This window comes from Caulobacter sp. CCG-8, assembly GCF_037402475.1.
In the GTDB taxonomy this organism is placed as follows: domain Bacteria; phylum Pseudomonadota; class Alphaproteobacteria; order Caulobacterales; family Caulobacteraceae; genus Caulobacter.
In genome coordinates this window covers 49,089-67,029 of record NZ_JBBEUD010000025.1, presented here as the reverse complement: position 1 = coordinate 67,029, position 17,941 = coordinate 49,089, and the positions used below count along the sequence as shown (strand labels likewise).

Sequence of the window (17,941 nt, the reverse complement as noted above, 5' to 3'; positions counted from 1 at the left end):
TCCCCTAAGCGTTCAGAAAGCCGCCGCGCACATAGACGAGCGGGGCCTTGGCGTCGTCGACCGCCACGCGCAGGACGCGGCCGACCAGGATCTCGTGATCGCCGCCGTCGTGGGCGGCGTGCAGGTCGCATTCGACGGCGGCGACGGCGCCGGCCAGCAGCGGGTGGCCGCCTACCCCGGCCTCGACGACGGTCAGGGCGAAGCGGTCGTCGGCCCCGCTCTTGGCGAAGCGATAGGCCAGGTCGCCCTGGTCGCTGGCCAGGATGTTGACGCAGAACGACTTGGCCTGGCCCAGCGCCGCCAGGGTGCGGCTGTCGCGCTTGAGGCAGACCATGACCAGCGGCGGGTCCATCGACACCGAGCTGAAGGCGCTGACCGTGGTGCCGACCAGACGGCCTTCGTGGCAGACGGTGACGACGGTCACCCCCGCCGCGAAGCTGCCCATGGCCTTGCGGAAGTCGTGCGGCTCGGGGGCCAGCGCTTGGACGGCGGCCCCCATGTCACTCGTTCCCGAACGGGTTGTCGGGATAGACCGCCGAGGCCGGGCGCTTGGCGCTTTCGTCCGGGCTGGCCCGGCCGCAGACCGCCAGGGCGGTCAGGGCGTAGACCAGGGCGCTGTCGACCAGGTCCTTCGGCGTCGGCCGCCAGCGGCGGAAGCCGGTGGTGATGGCCGGGATGCGCTGCATGTTGAACACGTTGTGGTCGCGCCACATGCTGGAATAGACCGGATTGGCCAGGGCCACCGGATGGCCCAGGCTGAGCTTGGTGGCCTCGTCCACGGCGGCGACCAGCGGGGCCACCTCGCGGGCGTCGGCCTCGAAGCCGTGGCGCACGACCACCGGCTCGATGTCGATCCGGCCCAGGCCGGCTTCGCGCACCATGGCCTCCAGCGAATGCTGGACGTCGGCCACGCGCTGCTTGGGCGTCAGACCTACCTCCAGATAGAGGTTCACCAGCTCGGTCCCCGCCCCGAAGGCGTAGGGGATGCCGCCGCGGATCGAGGCGATCTGCGACTTGGGCTGGGCCACGCCGCCGGGACTGTCGTAGCGGCTCTTCTTCTCGTACTCGCCGCTCCAGGCGTGGATCGCCTCGGTCAGCTTGCCGATCTTGTAGATCGGATTGGGGTGCTTGGCCGCCGTCTCGGGATGCTCGAGCAGCGGGGTGAACACCCCCTCGCCCCACACCTGGAAGCGGAACACCGCATAGCCGCAACCCACCCAGGTCAGGCCGAAGTCGCAGCCCTCGGCGGCGATGGCGTAGTCGGGCGCGACCCCGCCGTGGTGGAACAGGTAGTGGGCCCCGATGTCCTTGCCCATGTAGGCCACGCCCCGGTGCTCCTCGATCGGCTCGGGGCCGATCTCGCCGGGACAGGCGGTCAGGTACATCTTGCCCGCCAGCTCGTAGCCGGCCTTCTTCAGCGCCTTGGCGGCGATCAGGAAGCAGCTCATCGGGCCGCGATCGTTGGCGATCGGATAGCCGTACAGCTTGCCGTCCTCCAGCCAGCACTTCTCCCATTCGGGATTGGCCAGGGTGTCGGGGCTGTACTTGTAGGCGTCCAGGTCCGGGTTCCAGGTCGGCGCCTCGGTGTCGAGGTGGGCGGTGAACAGCAGGTTCTTGCCGACACCCTTGCCGCCGTGCGTGCCAATGATGTTGGGCCGCTCGGGCGTGGCCCCGACCTTGCGCGGCGAGAAGCCCTCGCGCGCCATCCAGTCGTGGACGTAGTTGGCGACCTCCAGCTCCTTGCCCGACGGCGCGGGGATGTTGCCCAGGGTCAGGGCCAGTTCGACGATCTCGGCCTCGTCGATCGCGGCGGCGATCGCGGCGCGGTCCTCGTCGGTGACCTGGTACGGCGCCGAGGCGCCCAGTGGCGGAAATCCGTCGGCCATACTCAGGCAGCCCCTTTCCAAGCGTTCGCGATCGCCGCCGTGTCGGTCAGGATCGCGCTGTTCAACTCCATCACCTTCAGCGACGCCTCGTGGATGTCCGCCTCGTAGGCGGCGCAGGCGTCGGCGGCGACGAACACGTGGTAGTCCAGGTCGAAGGCGTCGCGGACGGTGCTGTCGACGCAGCATTCGGTGGTCACGCCGGCCACCACCAGGGTATCGACGCCCATCCCCGTCAGCCGCATGTCCAGGTCCGTGCCCACGAAGCCGCTGTAGCGGGTCTTGTGCACCACCAGCTCGCCCGGCGCCGGCTGAGGTCCGTAGAACTCGGAGCCCACCTGCCCGGCCCGGCACAGGGCCGCGTCGACGTCGGGGTCGCCCCCACGCCGGCGCATGCGCTCGTTCCAGGCCGCGCTGTCGGTCTCGGGTGTCGTCCACAGGCCCACGAACACCACCGGCACGCCGGCCGCGCGGGCCTCGGCCACCAGGGTCTCGGCGGCCGCCAGGGCGGGCTTCACCACGCCCATGTCGACGAAGCCGCCCAGCACGCCGTCGGGCGAGGCGAAGTCGACCTGCATGTCGATCACCAGCACCGCCGTGCGCTTCGGCGCGATCCAGGCCGCCAGGCCGTCAGCGGCCTCGCTCACGAATAGACCGCCCGCAGGCCCGGCAGGATGTCGGCGCCGAACATGGTCAGGCCTTCGACATAGTCCGGGAAGATCAGCATCAGCCCGTCCAGCTGGCAGTAGTCGATATATTCCTGGATCTGCTCGCCGCAGGTCTTGGGCGAGCCGACCACGGTGTGGGTCATGAAGGCGCCCTGCTGCTTGGCCACGGAGTCCAGCTTGTCGGCCGGCACGCCCCAGCTGGCCAGCATGGCCAGGATCGCGCCGATGTCGGCCCCGTCCTTGTAGTGGTCGACCATCGCGGCGGCCTTGGCGTCGGTGTCGCCGTGGACGACCGTGCACATGGCGTAGGTCTTGATGGTCTTGCCCATGGTCTCGGCCACCGCCTTGGCGCGCAGCGAGGCGTCGCGGCGCTCGTCGGGCGTGCGGCCGCCGATGAAGCAGACGTCGGCCTCGCGCACCGAGAACTGGAAGCCGCGGTCGGACATGCCGGCGCAGACGATCTCGGGACGCGGCTTGGCCAGCGGCTTGGGCTTGGACTGGCAGTCCTTCATCGTGAAGAACTTGCCGGCGAAGTCGACGCTGTCCTCGGACCACAGGCGCTTGACGATCGTCGTCCATTCCTCGGTCAGGGCGTAGCGGTCGTCGTGGGACAGGCTGTCGTCCCAGGCCCCCATCTGGTCGAACTCGCCCTTGTAGGCGCCGGCCACGATGTTGAGGCCCGCCCGGCCGCCGCTGATGTGGTCCAGGGTGGCGATCATCTTGGCCGCCACGGCCGGGTTCTGCAGCAGCGGGTGGATGGTGGCCCAGATGCGGACGTTCTTGGTGGCCTCGGCGATGCCGGCCATCATGGTCACCGACTCCAGGGCCGTGCCCCAGTGGTCGGTCTCGCCGCCGAAGCCGCGGAACTTGCCCATGGACATCACGAAGTCCATGCCGACCTCGTCGGCCTTCACCGCCGCGGCCTTGTTCTGCTGGTAGAGGCCGTCGAGGACCGGGGTGGTCTTGGAGATGATCCAGCCGCCGTTGGCGACCGGGAGGAAGACCCCGAAGTCCTTGTGCTTGGATGGGCTGTGGAACATGGCGGCTCCTCCTTACGCGGCGTCTTGAAGCATATCAGGGACCGGTTCGGCGACCGGCTCTATTTGGGTGGCCTTGCGCGGCGGCCGCATGAAGCAGGCGGCCACGAAGATCAGGCCGATGATGACCGCGCACGCCTGGAAGGTCGGGACGAAGCTGCCCAGGCGGTCGCGCATCTCGCCGCCGACCACCGGCCCCAGGGCCGAGACCGCGCCCACCAGGCAGACCAGGGAGAAGATCTCCAGGTTGTTCTTCCGGCCATAATAGTTGAGCAGAAGGATGCTGACCGCCAGCACCGTCAGGCCGAACCCGACGCCGACGCCCACGGCGAACAGCACCAGCAGCGGCCAGGTGGTGGCGTAGGCCAGGGCCAGCAGGCCGACGGCCATCATCCCCTGCGCCCCGGCCAGCAGCCAGCGCGGGTCGATGCGGTCGCCCAGCAGGCCGCCCCCCATCCGGGCCGCCACCTGCATCAGCGACTCGAAGCTGATGGCGGCGATCGCCACGGCCGAGACCACGCCCAGCTCGCTCAGATGGCTCGGCGCCAGGCTGACGGCCGTGACCCCGCCCAGCAGGTGGGCGAAATAGGCGGCCAGGATCACCCAGAACTGCGGGGTGGCGACCGCTTCCTTGACCGTCCAGTCGACGGCGGTGCGATAGACCTTGCTGTCGGCGGGCGCGGACTGGATGTCCTCGGCCACGGCCTTGTCGGTCTCGACGGCGGCGGCTTCCAGCCACGCGCGGCCGCCGACCAGGGTCGCGCAGAGGACGCCGACCACGACCGACGCGACCGCCTGGGCCCACCAGTAGGGCCGCCAGCCGCCATGGGCCGCGGCCATGCCCGTCACCGCCATCCACGGCCCGGCCACGCCGCCTAGCGAACCGATGGTGAAATAGATCCCGAACGGCAGGGCGCGCTTCTTGAACAGCATCGACAGCACGTGGGTGCCGGGGATCAGGGCCATCATCTGGTAGCCCGCGCCCAGCAGCGCCGTGCCCAGCCAGTAGACCAGCAGGCCCGGCGAGGCCGCCAGGCACGCGAAGCCCGCCACCATCACCGCCGAGCCGGCCAGGATGGCGCCGCGCACGCCGATCTTGCGGATCAGGATGGCGGGGAACTTGGAGGATGCGCCGCAAAACGCGCCCAGCAGGGTGAAGCCCAGGAAACCGTTGAAGAAGCTCCAGCCGTTCTCCTTGATCATCGCCGGCAGCACCACGCCCAGCGACGAGAAGGTCGAGGCGGTGATCAGGAACAGCAGCAGGCTCAGCGCGCCGAGCAGCAGCCAGGATCTCCACGGGATCGTCGACGACATGGGCATGCCTCCGTCAAAGCGATGTCCCGCGCCCCTGTCCGGAGCGCGGGACAGGGGGAACTAGAACTTGCGCGACAGGGTCACGCGCCACTCGCGGCCCTTGCTGGGCAGCGCGCCGAGGTTGGCGTAGCTGTCGGCGTCGGGCGTGAAGTAGAGCTTGTCGAACAGGTTATCGATGTTGGCCGTCACCGTGTACGGCCCGTACTCGTAGTAGGCCGAGGCGTTGGCCACGTAGTAGGCCGGATAGGTCACGGCGTTCTGCACGGTGCCCGAGGTCTTGGTCACATGGGTGACGCCCAGCGTGCCGCCGACCTTGCCCCAGCTGTAGTCGTCGCTGGTGTAGGCGCCGTACAGGCTGACCACCGACTTGGGGATCAAGGTGTAGTCGTAGTCGCCCGCGCGGCCCGGCAGGCTGTTGAACGCCCAGACCACATAGGTGCCGCCGAAGGCCTGCGAACCGGGCACGCCGGCGGTGTAGGCCGGGATGTACTGGAACGAGGTGTCGGGGCCCTTGACCGTGGTGTGCTGGCTGTTGCCCGAGAAGGTGAAGCTGAAGTTCTCGCTGGCCAGCCAGCGCACTTCCAGCTCCACGCCCTTGGCGCGGGTGCCGGTGGGCGTGCCGGTGATGCCGGTCAGCTGGGTGCGGTTCTGGCGGTAGCCCGCCAGCGAACCGACCAGGGTGCCTTTCAGCCACTGGAACTTGACCCCGGCCTCGGCCAGGTCGCTGTCCGACAGCCAGGCGCCGCTGGGATCGGCCACCAGGCTGGCGGCCACGTCGCCGGCCTGGCTCATCTCCAGGGCCGAGGCCTTGGCGTAGGTGATGTAGGGCATCACCCCGCCCGGGGCCTTGTAGGTGGCGCTGGCGCTGTAGGTGAACTTGTCCTTGCCCGCCTTCTGCTCGCCCGAGACCTGGTAGCTGAGCACGCCGGTGTCGTGCGAGGTGACGTCGTAGTCGTCCCAGCGGCCGCCCAGCATCAGGTTCAGCTTCTCGGCGATCATGACGTCGGTCATGAAGAACACGCCCTTCTGGCTCCAGTCGGACTTGTTGTCGTTTTCCCAAGCGAGCCCGAGCACGCCGGCGCCGGTCTCGGTGGTGAAGGGGCTGTCGATGATGTCGGTGGCCGTGGCGCCGAAGCTGATGTCGCGGCGGTCCAGGGCGATCACGCCGCTGTTGTAGCTTTCGCGCCGGCGGCCCGAGAAGTCGCGGTACGAGGCGCCGACGAACGACTTGGCCGTGACCGCGCCGTCCGCGAACGTGTTCTCGAAGTTGTAGGTCAGGCGGCCTTCCCAGACCGAGCTGTCGAACCAGGCGGGATAGCCGTAGCTGACGAAGCGCTTGTTCTCCTGGTCGTCGTAGAAGAACTGCGCCTTGATCGTGCTGGTCGGCGACAGGGCCTTGGCCAGGTCGAAGTACAGGGTGTTGGTGTCGGTCTTCGAGAAGTCGGCCGGGCTGATATAGACCGTGCGCGGCGACAGCTTGGTCGTGCCCACGCCGGTGTCCAGGATGTGGGCGGCGTTGGTGTTGTAAAACCCGTAGTACGGGATGTAGAGCGGGTTGAACGCCGGGTCGTAGTAATACGGGTTGGCGCCGTTGCCGCTGATCTCGTTCAGGGTCATGCGGCCGTTGTGGTCGCTGTCGACCAGGGTGGTGTCGCGGCCGGTGGTGTAGGTCCCGTTGTCGATCAGGCTCTGGGTCAGGCGGTTCCAGCCGGGCGTCTGCACGTCGCCGTCCGAGTGGTACTTCATGCCGCCGAAGGCCGTCGACCAGCCGTTGCCCAGGTCGAAGTCGGCCGAGATCTCGCCGGTCTGGCGACGCGGATAGATGCCCTTGTAGAAGCTGTGGCTGTCCTCGACCTCGCCATAGGCGTAGACGCCGCCGGTCACGGGGCCGAGGTTCACGGGCAGGCCCAGCTGGGCCGTGGCGTTCTTCCTGTTGTATGAGCCGAAGGTGGCCGTGACCTCGCCGGTCGGTTCGCTGAGGTAGCCGCCCTCGTTCTTCCCGGACTTCGGGATGAAGTTGAGCATGCCGCCCACCTTGCCCGAGCCGTAGATCGGGGTCGGCGGACCGCGCACGATCTGGATCTGGTCGGCCGCGCCGATGGGCGTGGAGTAGGTGCCGCGGTTCTCGATGCGCTTGAAGCCGCGGAAGTAGTTCTCGGCCAGGGTGCCCCGGATGTTCAGCGCGCCCGGCACGCCGTAGAAGCTGGCGGTGTAGGTGCCGGGCGAGACGGCGGTCAGGCCGTCGATGGTCTCGATCCCGTAGCGCTGCAGGGTGGTGTCGCTGACGAAGCTGGCCGAGCGCGGCGTCTCCAGCAGCGGCTTGTCGATGCCGAACACCGTGTTGTTGGGTCGGGTCTCGATCAGACCCGCCTTGTCCCGCGCCTTGACCACGATCTCATCCACCGCGGTCGAGGCGTCGGCCGGATCGGCGGCCGGCGTATCGGCGGCGAAGGCGTGACCGGGCGACGCGGCGACGGACAGAGCGAGCAGAACAGCGGCGGAAGAACCCGCCATCAAAAGCCGTTGGTTCGACATGACGTCCTCGTTCGAGGTCGTCGCGCCCATCACCCGCGGTGATTATCCCCAGGACGACGCCTCTTGAGAACCAGCATCACCCAGCCGCCGCCGCCCGGCCGGAACCACCTCTGACATTTTGAACGAAATGTCCCCGGCGCTCGCTTCTTGCTCAGTCCCCGCCCCTTTCCGCACGGCGAAGGTCAAGAAACTTGATCCACCGCGCACAAGGAGCCGTCAAAAGCGTTGCGGCTTGACCTGTTGTCCCGGCCTTTCCGGACCCGGCGGACGTAAGGGCACGATGGCCTGGCGCCGGAATCCGTCGGATGCTCGGGTCAACGGAAGGCGGGAGGCGGCCAGGATGATCACCCTCTATCACTGCGTCGGCGCGCGCTCGTTCCGGGCCCTGTGGGCCCTGGAGGAGCTGGGCCTGTCCTATGCGCTGAAGCTGACGCCCTTCCCGCCCCGGTTCCGCGAGCCGGGCTATCTGGAGATCAACCCGCTGGGCACCACGCCCACCCTGATCGACGGCGACGTGCTGATGAGCGAGTCGGCGGCCATCGGCGAGTACCTGGCCCGCCGCCATGGCCCCAGCGACCTGACCGTCGCGCCGGACGAGCCCGGCTTCGGCGCCTATCTGAACTTCCTGCACATGGGCGAGGCCACCCTCACCTTCCCGCAGACCATCCACCTGCGCTACGCGGTGTTCGAACCCGAGGAGCGCCGCCTGCCCCAGGCCGCCGCCGACTATGTGCAGTGGTTCCTGTCGCGGCTGAAGGCGGCGGCCAGGCTGCTGGACGACAGCGGCTATGTCGCCGCCCGCCGCTTCACCATGGCCGACATCTCGGTGGCCTACGCCCTGAAGCTGGGCGAGCAGCTGGGCTTCGCCGACGCCTTCCCCGAGACCTTCAAGGCGCATCTGGCGCGGATGAAGGCCCGTCCCGCCTACCAGCGCGCCCTGGCCGCCGAGAGCGCCGGAGAACCCGTGCTGTGAACGCTGAGCGCATTCCCGTCATCGTCGGCGTCGGCGAGACCCTCGACCGCCCCGGCGACCTCTCCAAGGCCCTGGAGCCCCTGGCCCTGATGGAGGCGGCCCTGCGCGAGGCCGACGCCGACGCGGGCGGCGGCTTCCTGGCCAGGATCGGCTCGCTGGACGTCGTCAACCAGCTGAGCTGGCGCTACGCCGACGCGGCGGGCCAGCTGTGCGCCCGGCTGGACATCGCCCCGGCCCGCGCGGTCTACGGCCCGGTCGGCGGCGAGAGCCCGGTGCGCTACCTGCACGAGGCCGCCGTCCGCATCGCCCGGGGCGAGGCCGAGGTCTGCGCCGTGGTCGGGGCCGAGGCGCAGTGGAGCGTCAACAAGGCCCGCGCGGCCGGGGTGGACCTGCCCTGGACGCCCAAGCCGCCGGCCGACGGGCGCGGGCCACGCATCGAGGTCCATCCGCTGGCCCTGAAGCTGGGCGTCTTCCTGCCGGTCAGCGTCTATCCGTTCTACGAGAACGCCGCCGCCCACCACTGGGGCCAGACGCCGCGCCAGGCCCTGGCCGAGTCCGGCGCCCTGTGGTCGGCCTATGCGGCGGTGGCTGCGCGCCAGCCCAACGCCTGGATCAAGACGGCCTTCACGCCCGAGCAGATCACCACCCCGCGCCCCGACAACCGCCCGATCGCCTGGCCCTACACCAAGCTGATGGTGGCCAACATGCAGGTGAACCAGGGCGCGGCGGTGATCGTGACCAGCCTGGCCGCCGCCCGGGCGGCCGGGATCGCCGACGAGCGGCTGGTCTTCGTCTGGGGCGGGGCGGCGGCGCGCGAGCCCGGCGACTACCTGCAGCGCGACCACTATCACGGCTCGGTGGCGCAGGACGCCGTGCTGGAGACGGTGAGCGGCATGGCGGGGGGCTTCGACGCGCTGGAGCTCTACAGCTGCTTCCCCTGCGTGCCGAAGATGGCCCGGCGGACCCTGGGCCTGCCGGCGCCATTCGAGGGTGGCGTCACGCCCACCGTGACCGGCGGCCTGACCTTCTTCGGGGCCCCGATGAACGACTACATGACCCACGCGGCGGTCGCCATGACCCGCCGGCTGCGGGAGGGCGGGACCGGCCTGCTGTACGGCCAGGGCGAGTTCGTGACCAAGCATCACGGCCTGGTCCTGGCCGACCGCCCCGCGCCCGAGGGCGGCAGGCCGCTGGAGGAGATCAGCGTCCAGGCCGCCGCCGACGCCCGGCGCGGCGCGGTTCCGGCCTTCGTGGAGGCCGCGACAGGGTCGGCCGTGTTGGAGACCGCCACCGTGCTCTACGACCGCGACGGCGCGCCGACCCACGGCGTGGCCATCGTGCGGACCGGCGACGGGGCGCGGGCCCTGGTGCGGGTTCCGGCCGCCGATACCGACACCCTGGCGGCCCTGACTGATCCCGACGCCTTCGCGATCGGCCGGTCGGGAACCCTCCGCGCGGGCGATGACGGGGTGCTGGACTGGCGGCTCTGAACCTCTGGAGCCCTCGCGGCGTTCCTCCGGCGAAGGAACCCGTCCATGCCCCGCCGCATCCTGTCCAGCCGCCTGCTTCCCAACGCCCTGCTCCTGGTGCTGACCCTGGGCGGGCTGACGCTGGGCGCCTGCGCCTACGAGCATCCGTCGCCGCCCGGCTACGCCTGGCGCTACATGGAGCCGGGCGACGAGGGGCCCAAGCTGGCCTATGGCCGGCCCGACAGCGACGAAGTGCTGATGATGATGGCCTGCGCGCCCGGCGCCGCCGCCGTGACCCTGACGGCGACCGACCTGAGCGGGAACGAGATCGCCCTGGCCTCCAACGACAAGATCACCCGCCTGAAGGCCCGGGTCGTCGCGTCGGAGGTGGTCGGCGGCGTCCTGGAGGCGCGGACCTCGGTCGATGCCGCGGCGCTGAGCGCCTTCCGCCGCACGGGCGACCTGGACCTGCTGATCGCCGACGAACGCCACAGCCTGGACGCCGCCCCGGCCGACCGCCACGACGTGAAGGCGTTCTTCAAGGCGTGTACGGCCTAGGCGCTGGCCGACCCGATCAGGCGGTCGTGCAGGCCAGGGCCTTCTGTTCGGCCAAGGCCTCGTCGATCTGGCCCTGCCGCAGGTCCAGCTCACGCTTCCGCGCCGCGCCGGGATCGGTCAGCATGACCAGGGCCAGAGGCGGGAACAGCACGGCGGACAGATAGCCGGCGACCTGGTCGGAGGTCCGGCGTCCAGCGATCACGTCCTCGATGACCTTCATCTCGCCGCGCAGGGTGGTGACCCGTGACTGCAGGGCCGCGCAGCGCGCCGGCCGCTCGGCCTGGGGCGTGGCGGTCAGGGCAAGGCCGCCGGCGGACGGCAGCGGCGGCGCGGGGCGGGCGCAACCCGCCAGCAGCGCCGCCGCCGCCAGGACCAGGACGGACCTAGTCAAACTTGACCGCGCGGCCTTGTCCGTCGAGGACGCCCCAGCTGGTCAGGCCGATGCCCACGGTGCCGTAGCGCACCAGGACCACGGCGTCGGCGCCCATCTTCTTGGCCTGCTTGCGCAGCTTTTCGTCGACCTGGGCGCGGGTGGGATCGGCATTGAAGATCGTCGTCTTGCGGACGGTGACCTTGATGTCGCCCAGGACCTTGTAGGGCTTGTCGGTGATGTCGTTTTCGCTGACCAGCACGCCGTCCACGATCGTCGATGCGGCGGGCGCGGCGGCGGGGGCGGGTTCGGTCGCCGGGACCGGCGCCGGGGCCGGCGCGGCCGCGGGATCCGGCGTCGCCTGCGGGGCGGCGGCGGGCGCCTCCTGCACCAGTTCCGCGGATTTGGCCGGCTTGACGGTCGTGGTCGACCAGGTGGCGCAGGCCGAAACGGCGAGCGGCAGGAGAACGGTCCAGAATTTGCGAGACAGACGCACGTGGGCTTCCCTTCGATGAAAGAGCACGGCGTGAGCGAGGGATGGCAGGCAGGCGGCCCCCCAGCCACGCCTTGAGCTCAAGCTAGGGCATGGCGAGGAAGGGTGTCAACTGAAGGTTGCCCACGTCGCGACGCGCGTAAAATCAGCTGCCCGGGCCGCCGATCGCGCGGACGATCGGGCGCTAGGCCCGCCGTCCCGCCGCGCTGATGTTGTCCACGCCCAGCGCCGCCAGGCAGCCGCGCAGGATGCCTTCGGCGTCGAGGCCGGCCTGGGCGTACATGGCGTCGGGCTTGTCCTGGTCCTGGAAGACGTCGGGCAGCACCAGGGTGCGGATCTTCAGGCCGCGGTCCAGGGCGCCGTGCTCGGCCAGGGCCTGCAGCACGAAAGCGCCGAAGCCGCCGACGGCCCCCTCCTCCACCGTGATGATCGCCTCGTGCTCGCGCGCCAGGCGCAGCAGCATGTCGACGTCCAGCGGCTTGGCGAAGCGGGCGTCGGCGACCGTGGCGGAGAGACCGCGCGCGGCCAGCAGGTCGGCGGCCTTCAGGCACTCGGCCAGGCGCGTGCCCAGCGAGACGATGGCGACGCTGGTCCCCTCGCGGACGATGCGGCCCTTGCCGATCTCCAGGGGAGCGGCCAGGTCGGGGATGGTCAGGCCCAGGCCCTCGCCGCGCGGATAGCGGAAGGCGCTGGGGCGGTCGTCGATGGCCACGGCGGTCGAGACCATGTGGGCCAATTCGACCTCGTCGGCGGCGGCCATCAGCACCATGCCGGGCAGCGCCCCCATGAAGCCGAGGTCGAAGGTCCCCGCGTGGGTGGGGCCGTCGGCGCCGACCAGGCCGGCGCGGTCCATGGCGAAGCGCACCGGCAGGCGCTGGATGGCCACGTCGTGGACCACCTGGTCGTAGCCGCGCTGCAGGAAGGTCGAATAGATCGCCGCGAACGGCTTCATGCCGTCGGCGGCCAGGCCGGCGGCGAAGGTCACCGCGTGCTGCTCGGCGATGCCGACGTCGAAGGTACGGTCGGGGAAGGCCTTGCCGAACAGGTCCAGCCCCGTGCCCGAGGGCATGGCGGCGGTGATGGCCACGATCTTCGGATCGATCTCGGCGTGCTTGATCAGTTCCTGGGCGAAGACCTTGGTGTAGCTGGGCGGGCCGGCGGCGGCCTTCTGCTGCTGACCGGTGACCACGTCGAACTTGACCACCGCGTGCAGCTTGTCGGCGGCGCCCTCGGCCGGGGCGTAGCCCTTGCCCTTCTGGGTGACGACGTGGACCAGGACCGGCTTCTCGTCGAATTCCTTGGCGTTCTTCAGCACCGAGACCAAGGCGTCCATGTCGTGGCCGTCGATCGGGCCGATGTAGTGGAAACCCAGTTCCTCGAAGAAGGTGCCGCCGGTGACCATGCCGCGGGCGTATTCCTCGGCCTTGCGGGCCGCGTCGCGGATCGGGGTGGGCAGCTTCTCGACCACCGTCTTGCCCAGCTTGCGCGCCTTGCGATAGGCGCCGCCCGAGACGAGGTTGGCCAGATAGGCGCTCATGCCGCCCACCGGCGGGGCGATCGACATGTCGTTGTCGTTGAGGATGACGATCAGGCGCTTGGTGGTGTCGACCGCCGCGTTCATCGCCTCGTAGGCCATGCCCGCGCTCATCGAGCCGTCGCCGATCACGGCGATGACGTTGTTGTTCTCGCCCTTCGCGTCGCGCGCGGCGCAGAAGCCCAGGGCCGCCGAGATCGAGGTGGCCGCGTGGGCCGCGCCGAACGGGTCGTATTCGCTCTCGGCGCGCTTGGTGAAGCCCGACAGGCCGCCGCCCTGGCGCAGGGTGCGGATGCGGTCGCGGCGGCCGGTCAGGATCTTGTGCGGATAGGCCTGGTGGCCGACGTCCCAGATGACGATGTCCTTGGGCGTCTCGAACACGTGGTGCAGGGCGACGGTCAGCTCGACCACGCCCAGGCCCGCGCCCAGGTGGCCGCCGGTCACCGAGACGGCGTCGATGGTTTCGGCCCGCACCTCGCTCGCCAGCTGCTTCAGTTCGGGCACGCTGAGGCCGCGGGTGTCGGCCGGGGACGAGATGGTGTCGAGGAGAGGGGTCAAAGCAGGCATGTCCGAAGAAAGCGCGGTCAGTTGCGACGGTCCAGCACGAAATCCACGCTACGGCGCAGATGTTCAGCCCGTTCGCCGAAAATATCGAGATGTGACTTGGTTTGAGCGGCCAAAAGATTGACTCGTTCCTTGGCGGCCTCGAGGCCCAGCAGGGTGACGTAGTTGGCCTTGCCCTTGGCCGCGTCCTTGCCGCCGGCGGCCTTGCCCAGCACCGCTTCGTCGCCCTCGGCGTCCAGGATGTCGTCGACGATCTGGTAGGCCAGGCCCAGGTCCTGGGCGAAACCCATCAGGGCGGCGCGCTCCTCGGCCTTCGCGCGGGCGATGATCAGCGGGATTTCGAAGGCGAAGGCGATCAGGGCCCCGGTCTTCAGGCGCTGCATGCGGGCCACGGCCCCCAGGTCGTCGCGGACGCCCAGCAGGTCGATCATCTGGCCGCCGCACATGCCCTTGGCGCCCGAGGCGATGGCCAGCTTGCGCACCAGTTCCGAGCGGACGTTGCCGTCGTCGTGGGTGTCGGGGTGGGCCATGATCTCGAAGGCGGCGGTCTGCAGGGCGTCGCCGGCCAGGATGGCGGTGGCCTCGTCGTACTGCACGTGCACGGTGGGACGGCCGCGGCGCATGTCGTCGTCGTCCATGGCCGGCAGGTCGTCGTGCACCAGGCTATAGGCGTGGATGCACTCCAGGGCGCAGGCGGCGCGCAGGACCGGCCGCTCGGCCAGATCGAACATCTTGCCCGTCTCCAGGGCGAAGAACGGCCGCAGCCGCTTGCCCGGGCCCAGGGCCGCGTAGCGCATGGCCTCGGTCAGGCGGCTCTCCGGACCGTCGGCGCGCGGCAGCAGCTCGTCGAGCGCCACGGTGACGATGTCGGCCGCCTGGACGATGCGCTTTTCGAGGTCGATCAAAACAGCTTACCCCCGTTGGGAACGTCACGGTCCACGTCGACCAGTACGACGCCGCCCTCGGCGTCCGGGAAGCCCAGGCACAGGACCTCGGACTGGATAGGACCGATCTGGCGCGGCGGAAAATTGACCACGGCGGCCACGCGGCGCCCGACCAGCTCGTCCAGGGCGTAGTGCTTGGTCACCTGGGCCGACGATTTCTTGACGCCGATCTTGGGGCCGAAATCGATGGTCAGCTTGTAGGCCGGGGTGCGCGCCTCCGGGAACGGCGTGGCCTCGATGATCGTGCCGATACGGATATCGACCCGTTCGAAGTCCTCGTAGCCGATCTGCGGCGACGCCTGACCCATCAGTTGAACTCGGCCGGCTCGGCGGTCACGGAGCCGCCTTGGCCCAGCACGATCTTCTCGACCTTCAGCCGGGCCGCCTCGAGCTTCTTCTCGCAGTGGGCCTTGAGGGCCGCGCCGTCCTCGTAGATCTCGATCGAGCGCTCGAGCTCGGCCTTGCCGGACTCGAGCTCGCCGACGATCTGCTCGAGGCGCTGCAGGGCCTGCTCGAAGCTCATGCCTTCAAGATCTTGCGGACTGATCATTTCTACTCCGGGGCGAACAGGGGCACCCTAGTGGCGGGTCGCCGCGCGGGCAACGCCGTTGGCGGGGCTTTTGGTGAACGAGGTTCAGGGCCTGGGCGTCCCTGCGGTCGCAAGAGGCGCCTAGGGCCGCTCGAAGCGCTTCACGCACCAGTATTTGAAACCCTGGTCCTGCGTCTTCTTCAGGCCGCGCTTCTGCAGCGCCAGGCCGATCATGGTGTTGAAGAAGCCGTGGGCGACCAGCAGCACCTCCTGGCCGTTCTTGGACAGGTCGATCAGCAGGTCGGCGGCCTGGTCGGCACGGACCTCGGCCTGGGCCCGGCTTTCCTGGCCGGCGTGGTGATCGAAAAACCACCACCAGAAGCGGGCGAAGAACCCCCAGTTCTTGGGCGACATCTTGATCCAGCGCGGCCAGGGCGGCGGCGGCAGCGGCGCCTCGATGAACAGCGGGTCGGTGGCGAAGGCCTTGCCGTCGGCGACCGCCTGGGCGGTCTCGATCGAGCGGCGGCGCGTCGAGGCGATCATCACCCCCGCCCGCCTGGCCGTGGCCTTCAGCGAATCCGGCGGGGTCTGGCCGGGCAGCAGCCCGCCCTCCTCGTAGCGCGCCCACCAGTCGCCGTAGGCGGGGGCGTTGAAGCGGACCTTGCGCGACAGGGCCGGCTCGCCGTGGCGGGCCAGGGTGATCGCGCCGGGGCGGACGGGCGGAGCGGAAAGGTGGTCGGCGGATTCGTCGGCCATAGATCTTGGAGGTCCCTTCATCGCCACCGGCGACCTGATTTCGGACCTCTCACCCCTCCTGCAACGCTTTGACATGCGCCGCCGCCGAACGGCCGAGCGCTTCTAGGTCGTAACCGCCCTCGAGCGAGGAAACAATACGCCCGCCGCAACGTCGGTTGGCGACCGAGGCGATCGCCCGCGTCGCCCAGGCGAAATCCTCGGCTTCCAGGCTCTGGGCGGCCAGGGGATCGCGGACATGGGCGTCGAAGCCGGCCGAGACCAGGATCAGCTGCGGCGCGAATCCGTCGACCTTGTCCATCAGCCCCTCGAAGCGCTTGCGCCAGAGCTCACGCGGGGCGTGGGGCGCCACCGTGGCGTTGGCGACGTTGCCGACCCCGGTCTCGGACGGATCGCCGGTGCCCGGATACAGCGGCGACTGGTGGATCGAGGCGAAGAACACCGTCGGATCGTTCTCGAACGCGGCCTGGGTGCCGTTGCCGTGGTGGACGTCGAAATCGACGATCGCCACCCGGCCCAGCCCCGAAGCCTGGGCCACGCGGGCGGCCACCGCGATGTTGGAGAACACGCAGAAGCCCATCGCCGTGTCGGGCTCGGCGTGGTGGCCGGGCGGGCGGACGGCGCAGAAGGCCCGGGTCCCCTGCCCCGTCGCCACGGCGCGGGTCGCGGCGACCACCGCCCCGGCGGCCCGGCGGGCGGCGGCCAGGCTGCCGGTCGACAGCACGGTGTCGGGGTCCAGCGCCCGGCGGCCGCTGCGGGGCGCGGCGGCGACCACGTCGTCGATGAAGCCTTGCGGATGCACGCGGGCCAGGTCGGCGAAGTCGACCAGCGGCGCTTCCAGGCTCTCCAGGTCCAGGCGGCCGTCGTCGTCCAGCGCGTCGATCACCGCCCGCAGGCGCTCGGGCCGCTCGACGTGGTTGTCGCCGGGGCGGTGGTCGAGCATATCCAGGTGCGTATAGAGCGCGACATCCATGCGAGGACCCTACCTCTTGACCACCGCCGCGACCATCCGCCCCCATTCCATAAGAAGGGCCACCATCGACGACGCCGACGTCGTTTCCAGCCTCGGCGCCCGGACTTTCAGCGACACCTTCGCCCACCTGTATCCGACCGAGGACCTGGAGACCTTCCTGGCCTACGCCTACGGCCTGGAGCGGACGAAGCGCGACCTGGCCGATCCCGAGAAGGCCACCTGGCTGCTGGAGCTGGACGACGAGGCGATCGGCTACGCCACGGCCGGCCCGTGCGGCCTGCCCCACGACGACGTGAAGCCCGGCGACGGCGAACTGCACCGCATCTACGTGCTCAAGGCCTTCCAGGGCGGCGGGCGCGGCTCGCTGCTGCTGAAGACCGCGCTGGACTGGCTGGAGAAGGACGGCCCCCGCCCCCTGTGGATCGGCGTCTGGTCCGAGAACTTCGGCGCCCAGAAGCTCTATGAATCCAAGGGCTTCGAGAAGGTCGGGGAATACCACTTCCCGGTCGGCGAGACGCGCGACCTGGAGTTCATCCTGCGGCGGGGCTAGCCAAGCTCGACCTGCGGCTGCAATCTCCCGCAAAGCTCTTGGGGGAGGATACGATGCGACGGTTCCTGACGGGTTGCGGCGCCGCGCTGGCGGCCTTGGCGTTGACGGGCGCGGCCTCCGCCCAGGCTCCGGCGCCCGGGACGAGCCCGGACGCGCCGGCCAAGCGCGCGGCGGCCAAGGCCGAGGGCGACGCGATCCTGGCCAAGGCCGGCGCCGCGGCCCTGTTCAACAACCTCAGCGACCAGCCCGACCAGGACGGCGCGGTGATCCTGCAGCACAAGGGCTCGGGCCTCTACTGCCTGTTAAATCCGGGCCGGACCGAAAGCGAGGTCGTGCTGTTCAATCCCAACGGCGACGACGTCGGCTGCCACAGCGTGACCAGCTTCGACAGCCGGACGGTCTACGCCACCCGCACGACCCTGACCCTGGACCAGGAGATCGCGGCGGCGGTCATGGCCCTGAAGGCCAAGTATCCGAAGGCCAAGCCCTACAAGGCGACCGTCAATCCGATGATCGCCAAGATCCTGGCCTCGGACAAGATTCCGGCCAGCCGCACGGAGCGTTTCCTGGTCGGGGGGAACTACGAAAGCGTGTCGGTCACGGTGATCGACGGCTGGGCGATCAAGTACCGCCTCAGCGGCGACGCTGGCATGGCCAAGTTCCTGGCCGACGCCGGCGACGGCATCGGCTGGCTGTTCTACGTCCTCAAGGCCGACACCTATCACCACCCGCCGGCGCCTGCGGCTGGACAGCCCGCCTCCTGACCGCCATCCTGGGCTCGAACAACCGTTCGA

At 69.8% G+C, this 17,941-nt stretch carries 19 protein-coding genes; 5 read left to right on the top strand and 14 right to left on the bottom strand.

Annotated elements, in window-relative coordinates; all coding sequences use genetic code 11:
• Nucleotides 1–4: 4 nt before the first annotated feature.
• From WAE60_RS20920 to WAE60_RS20895, 6 genes are read right to left on the bottom strand one after another with little or no spacing between them, the layout of a single operon-like run.
• The gene (locus WAE60_RS20920; protein ID WP_337688459.1) at nucleotides 5–499 is read right to left on the bottom strand and encodes a flavin reductase family protein; all 495 of its coding nucleotides are present in this window, start codon (nucleotides 497–499) and stop codon (nucleotides 5–7) included.
• A gap of 1 nt (nucleotide 500) precedes the next feature.
• Complete coding sequence (locus tag WAE60_RS20915) at nucleotides 501–1,886, bottom strand: peptidase M20 (RefSeq protein WP_337688458.1); 1,386 nt, start codon at nucleotides 1,884–1,886, stop codon at nucleotides 501–503.
• Nucleotides 1,887–1,888: 2 nt separating this feature from the next.
• A complete protein-coding gene (locus WAE60_RS20910) occupies nucleotides 1,889–2,530 on the bottom strand; it encodes a cysteine hydrolase (protein ID WP_337688456.1) in 642 nt (213 codons plus the stop codon).
• Complete coding sequence (locus WAE60_RS20905) at nucleotides 2,527–3,591, bottom strand: LLM class flavin-dependent oxidoreductase (RefSeq protein ID WP_337688454.1); 1,065 nt, start codon at nucleotides 3,589–3,591, stop codon at nucleotides 2,527–2,529. The genes WAE60_RS20910 and WAE60_RS20905 overlap by 4 nt, the downstream gene beginning before the upstream one ends.
• A 12-nt stretch (nucleotides 3,592–3,603) precedes the next feature.
• Complete coding sequence (locus WAE60_RS20900) at nucleotides 3,604–4,902, bottom strand: MFS transporter (protein ID WP_337688453.1); 1,299 nt, start codon at nucleotides 4,900–4,902, stop codon at nucleotides 3,604–3,606.
• 60 nt (nucleotides 4,903–4,962) lie between these two features.
• A complete protein-coding gene (locus tag WAE60_RS20895) occupies nucleotides 4,963–7,437 on the bottom strand; it encodes a TonB-dependent receptor (protein ID WP_337688452.1) in 2,475 nt (824 codons plus the stop codon).
• Nucleotides 7,438–7,777: 340 nt separating this feature from the next.
• Here WAE60_RS20895 and WAE60_RS20890 point away from each other — a divergent pair, with 340 nt between their 5' ends.
• The 3 genes from WAE60_RS20890 to WAE60_RS20880 are packed head-to-tail and all read left to right on the top strand — an operon-like array spanning nucleotide 7,778 to nucleotide 10,437.
• A complete protein-coding gene (locus WAE60_RS20890) occupies nucleotides 7,778–8,410 on the top strand; it encodes a glutathione S-transferase (RefSeq protein WP_337688451.1) in 633 nt (210 codons plus the stop codon).
• Nucleotides 8,407–9,900, top strand: a complete 1,494-nt coding sequence (locus WAE60_RS20885; RefSeq protein ID WP_337688450.1) for an acetyl-CoA acetyltransferase — start codon at nucleotides 8,407–8,409, stop codon at nucleotides 9,898–9,900. The genes WAE60_RS20890 and WAE60_RS20885 overlap by 4 nt, the downstream gene beginning before the upstream one ends.
• 45 nt (nucleotides 9,901–9,945) lie before the next feature.
• Nucleotides 9,946–10,437, top strand: coding sequence for a hypothetical protein (locus WAE60_RS20880; RefSeq protein ID WP_337688449.1), 492 nt, complete (start codon nucleotides 9,946–9,948; stop codon nucleotides 10,435–10,437).
• A 16-nt stretch (nucleotides 10,438–10,453) separates the two neighbouring features.
• Here WAE60_RS20880 and WAE60_RS20875 read toward each other — a convergent pair whose 3' ends face one another.
• The 8 genes from WAE60_RS20875 to WAE60_RS20840 all read right to left on the bottom strand — a co-directional run bounded on the left by WAE60_RS20875 (nucleotide 10,454) and on the right by WAE60_RS20840 (nucleotide 16,597).
• Complete coding sequence (locus tag WAE60_RS20875) at nucleotides 10,454–10,828, bottom strand: hypothetical protein (RefSeq protein WP_337688446.1); 375 nt, start codon at nucleotides 10,826–10,828, stop codon at nucleotides 10,454–10,456.
• Nucleotides 10,821–11,303, bottom strand: a complete 483-nt coding sequence (locus tag WAE60_RS20870) for a hypothetical protein (RefSeq protein ID WP_051695978.1) — start codon at nucleotides 11,301–11,303, stop codon at nucleotides 10,821–10,823. The genes WAE60_RS20875 and WAE60_RS20870 overlap by 8 nt, the downstream gene beginning before the upstream one ends.
• A gap of 181 nt (nucleotides 11,304–11,484) precedes the next feature.
• Entirely contained in the window at nucleotides 11,485–13,401 is a 1,917-nt protein-coding gene (gene dxs, locus WAE60_RS20865) for a 1-deoxy-D-xylulose-5-phosphate synthase (RefSeq protein WP_029915766.1), read from the bottom strand.
• Nucleotides 13,402–13,418: 17 nt separating this feature from the next.
• The gene (locus WAE60_RS20860) at nucleotides 13,419–14,303 is read right to left on the bottom strand and encodes a polyprenyl synthetase family protein (RefSeq protein ID WP_337688442.1); all 885 of its coding nucleotides are present in this window, start codon (nucleotides 14,301–14,303) and stop codon (nucleotides 13,419–13,421) included.
• Nucleotides 14,300–14,650 (bottom strand): tRNA-binding protein, encoded by a 351-nt coding sequence (locus WAE60_RS20855; protein WP_029915762.1) that lies wholly within the window; start codon nucleotides 14,648–14,650, stop codon nucleotides 14,300–14,302. Before WAE60_RS20855 ends, WAE60_RS20860 begins: the two co-directional genes overlap by 4 nt.
• Nucleotides 14,650–14,892, bottom strand: coding sequence for an exodeoxyribonuclease VII small subunit (locus WAE60_RS20850; RefSeq protein WP_337688440.1), 243 nt, complete (start codon nucleotides 14,890–14,892; stop codon nucleotides 14,650–14,652). Before WAE60_RS20850 ends, WAE60_RS20855 begins: the two co-directional genes overlap by 1 nt.
• A gap of 120 nt (nucleotides 14,893–15,012) precedes the next feature.
• Complete coding sequence (locus tag WAE60_RS20845; protein WP_197026738.1) at nucleotides 15,013–15,627, bottom strand: histidine phosphatase family protein; 615 nt, start codon at nucleotides 15,625–15,627, stop codon at nucleotides 15,013–15,015.
• Between the two features lie 49 nt (nucleotides 15,628–15,676).
• A complete protein-coding gene (locus WAE60_RS20840) occupies nucleotides 15,677–16,597 on the bottom strand; it encodes a histone deacetylase family protein (RefSeq protein ID WP_029915756.1) in 921 nt (306 codons plus the stop codon).
• Nucleotides 16,598–16,613: 16 nt separating this feature from the next.
• On the opposite strand from WAE60_RS20840, the gene WAE60_RS20835 reads away from it, so the two are divergent.
• On the top strand, nucleotides 16,614–17,147 hold the full coding sequence (locus tag WAE60_RS20835) for a GNAT family N-acetyltransferase (protein WP_029915755.1): 534 nt from the start codon (nucleotides 16,614–16,616) through the stop codon (nucleotides 17,145–17,147).
• Between the two features lie 53 nt (nucleotides 17,148–17,200).
• Nucleotides 17,201–17,911: a hypothetical protein gene (locus tag WAE60_RS20830; protein ID WP_337688433.1), complete on the top strand. Its 711-nt coding sequence runs from the start codon at nucleotides 17,201–17,203 to the stop codon at nucleotides 17,909–17,911.
• Nucleotides 17,912–17,941: the final 30 nt, after the last annotated feature.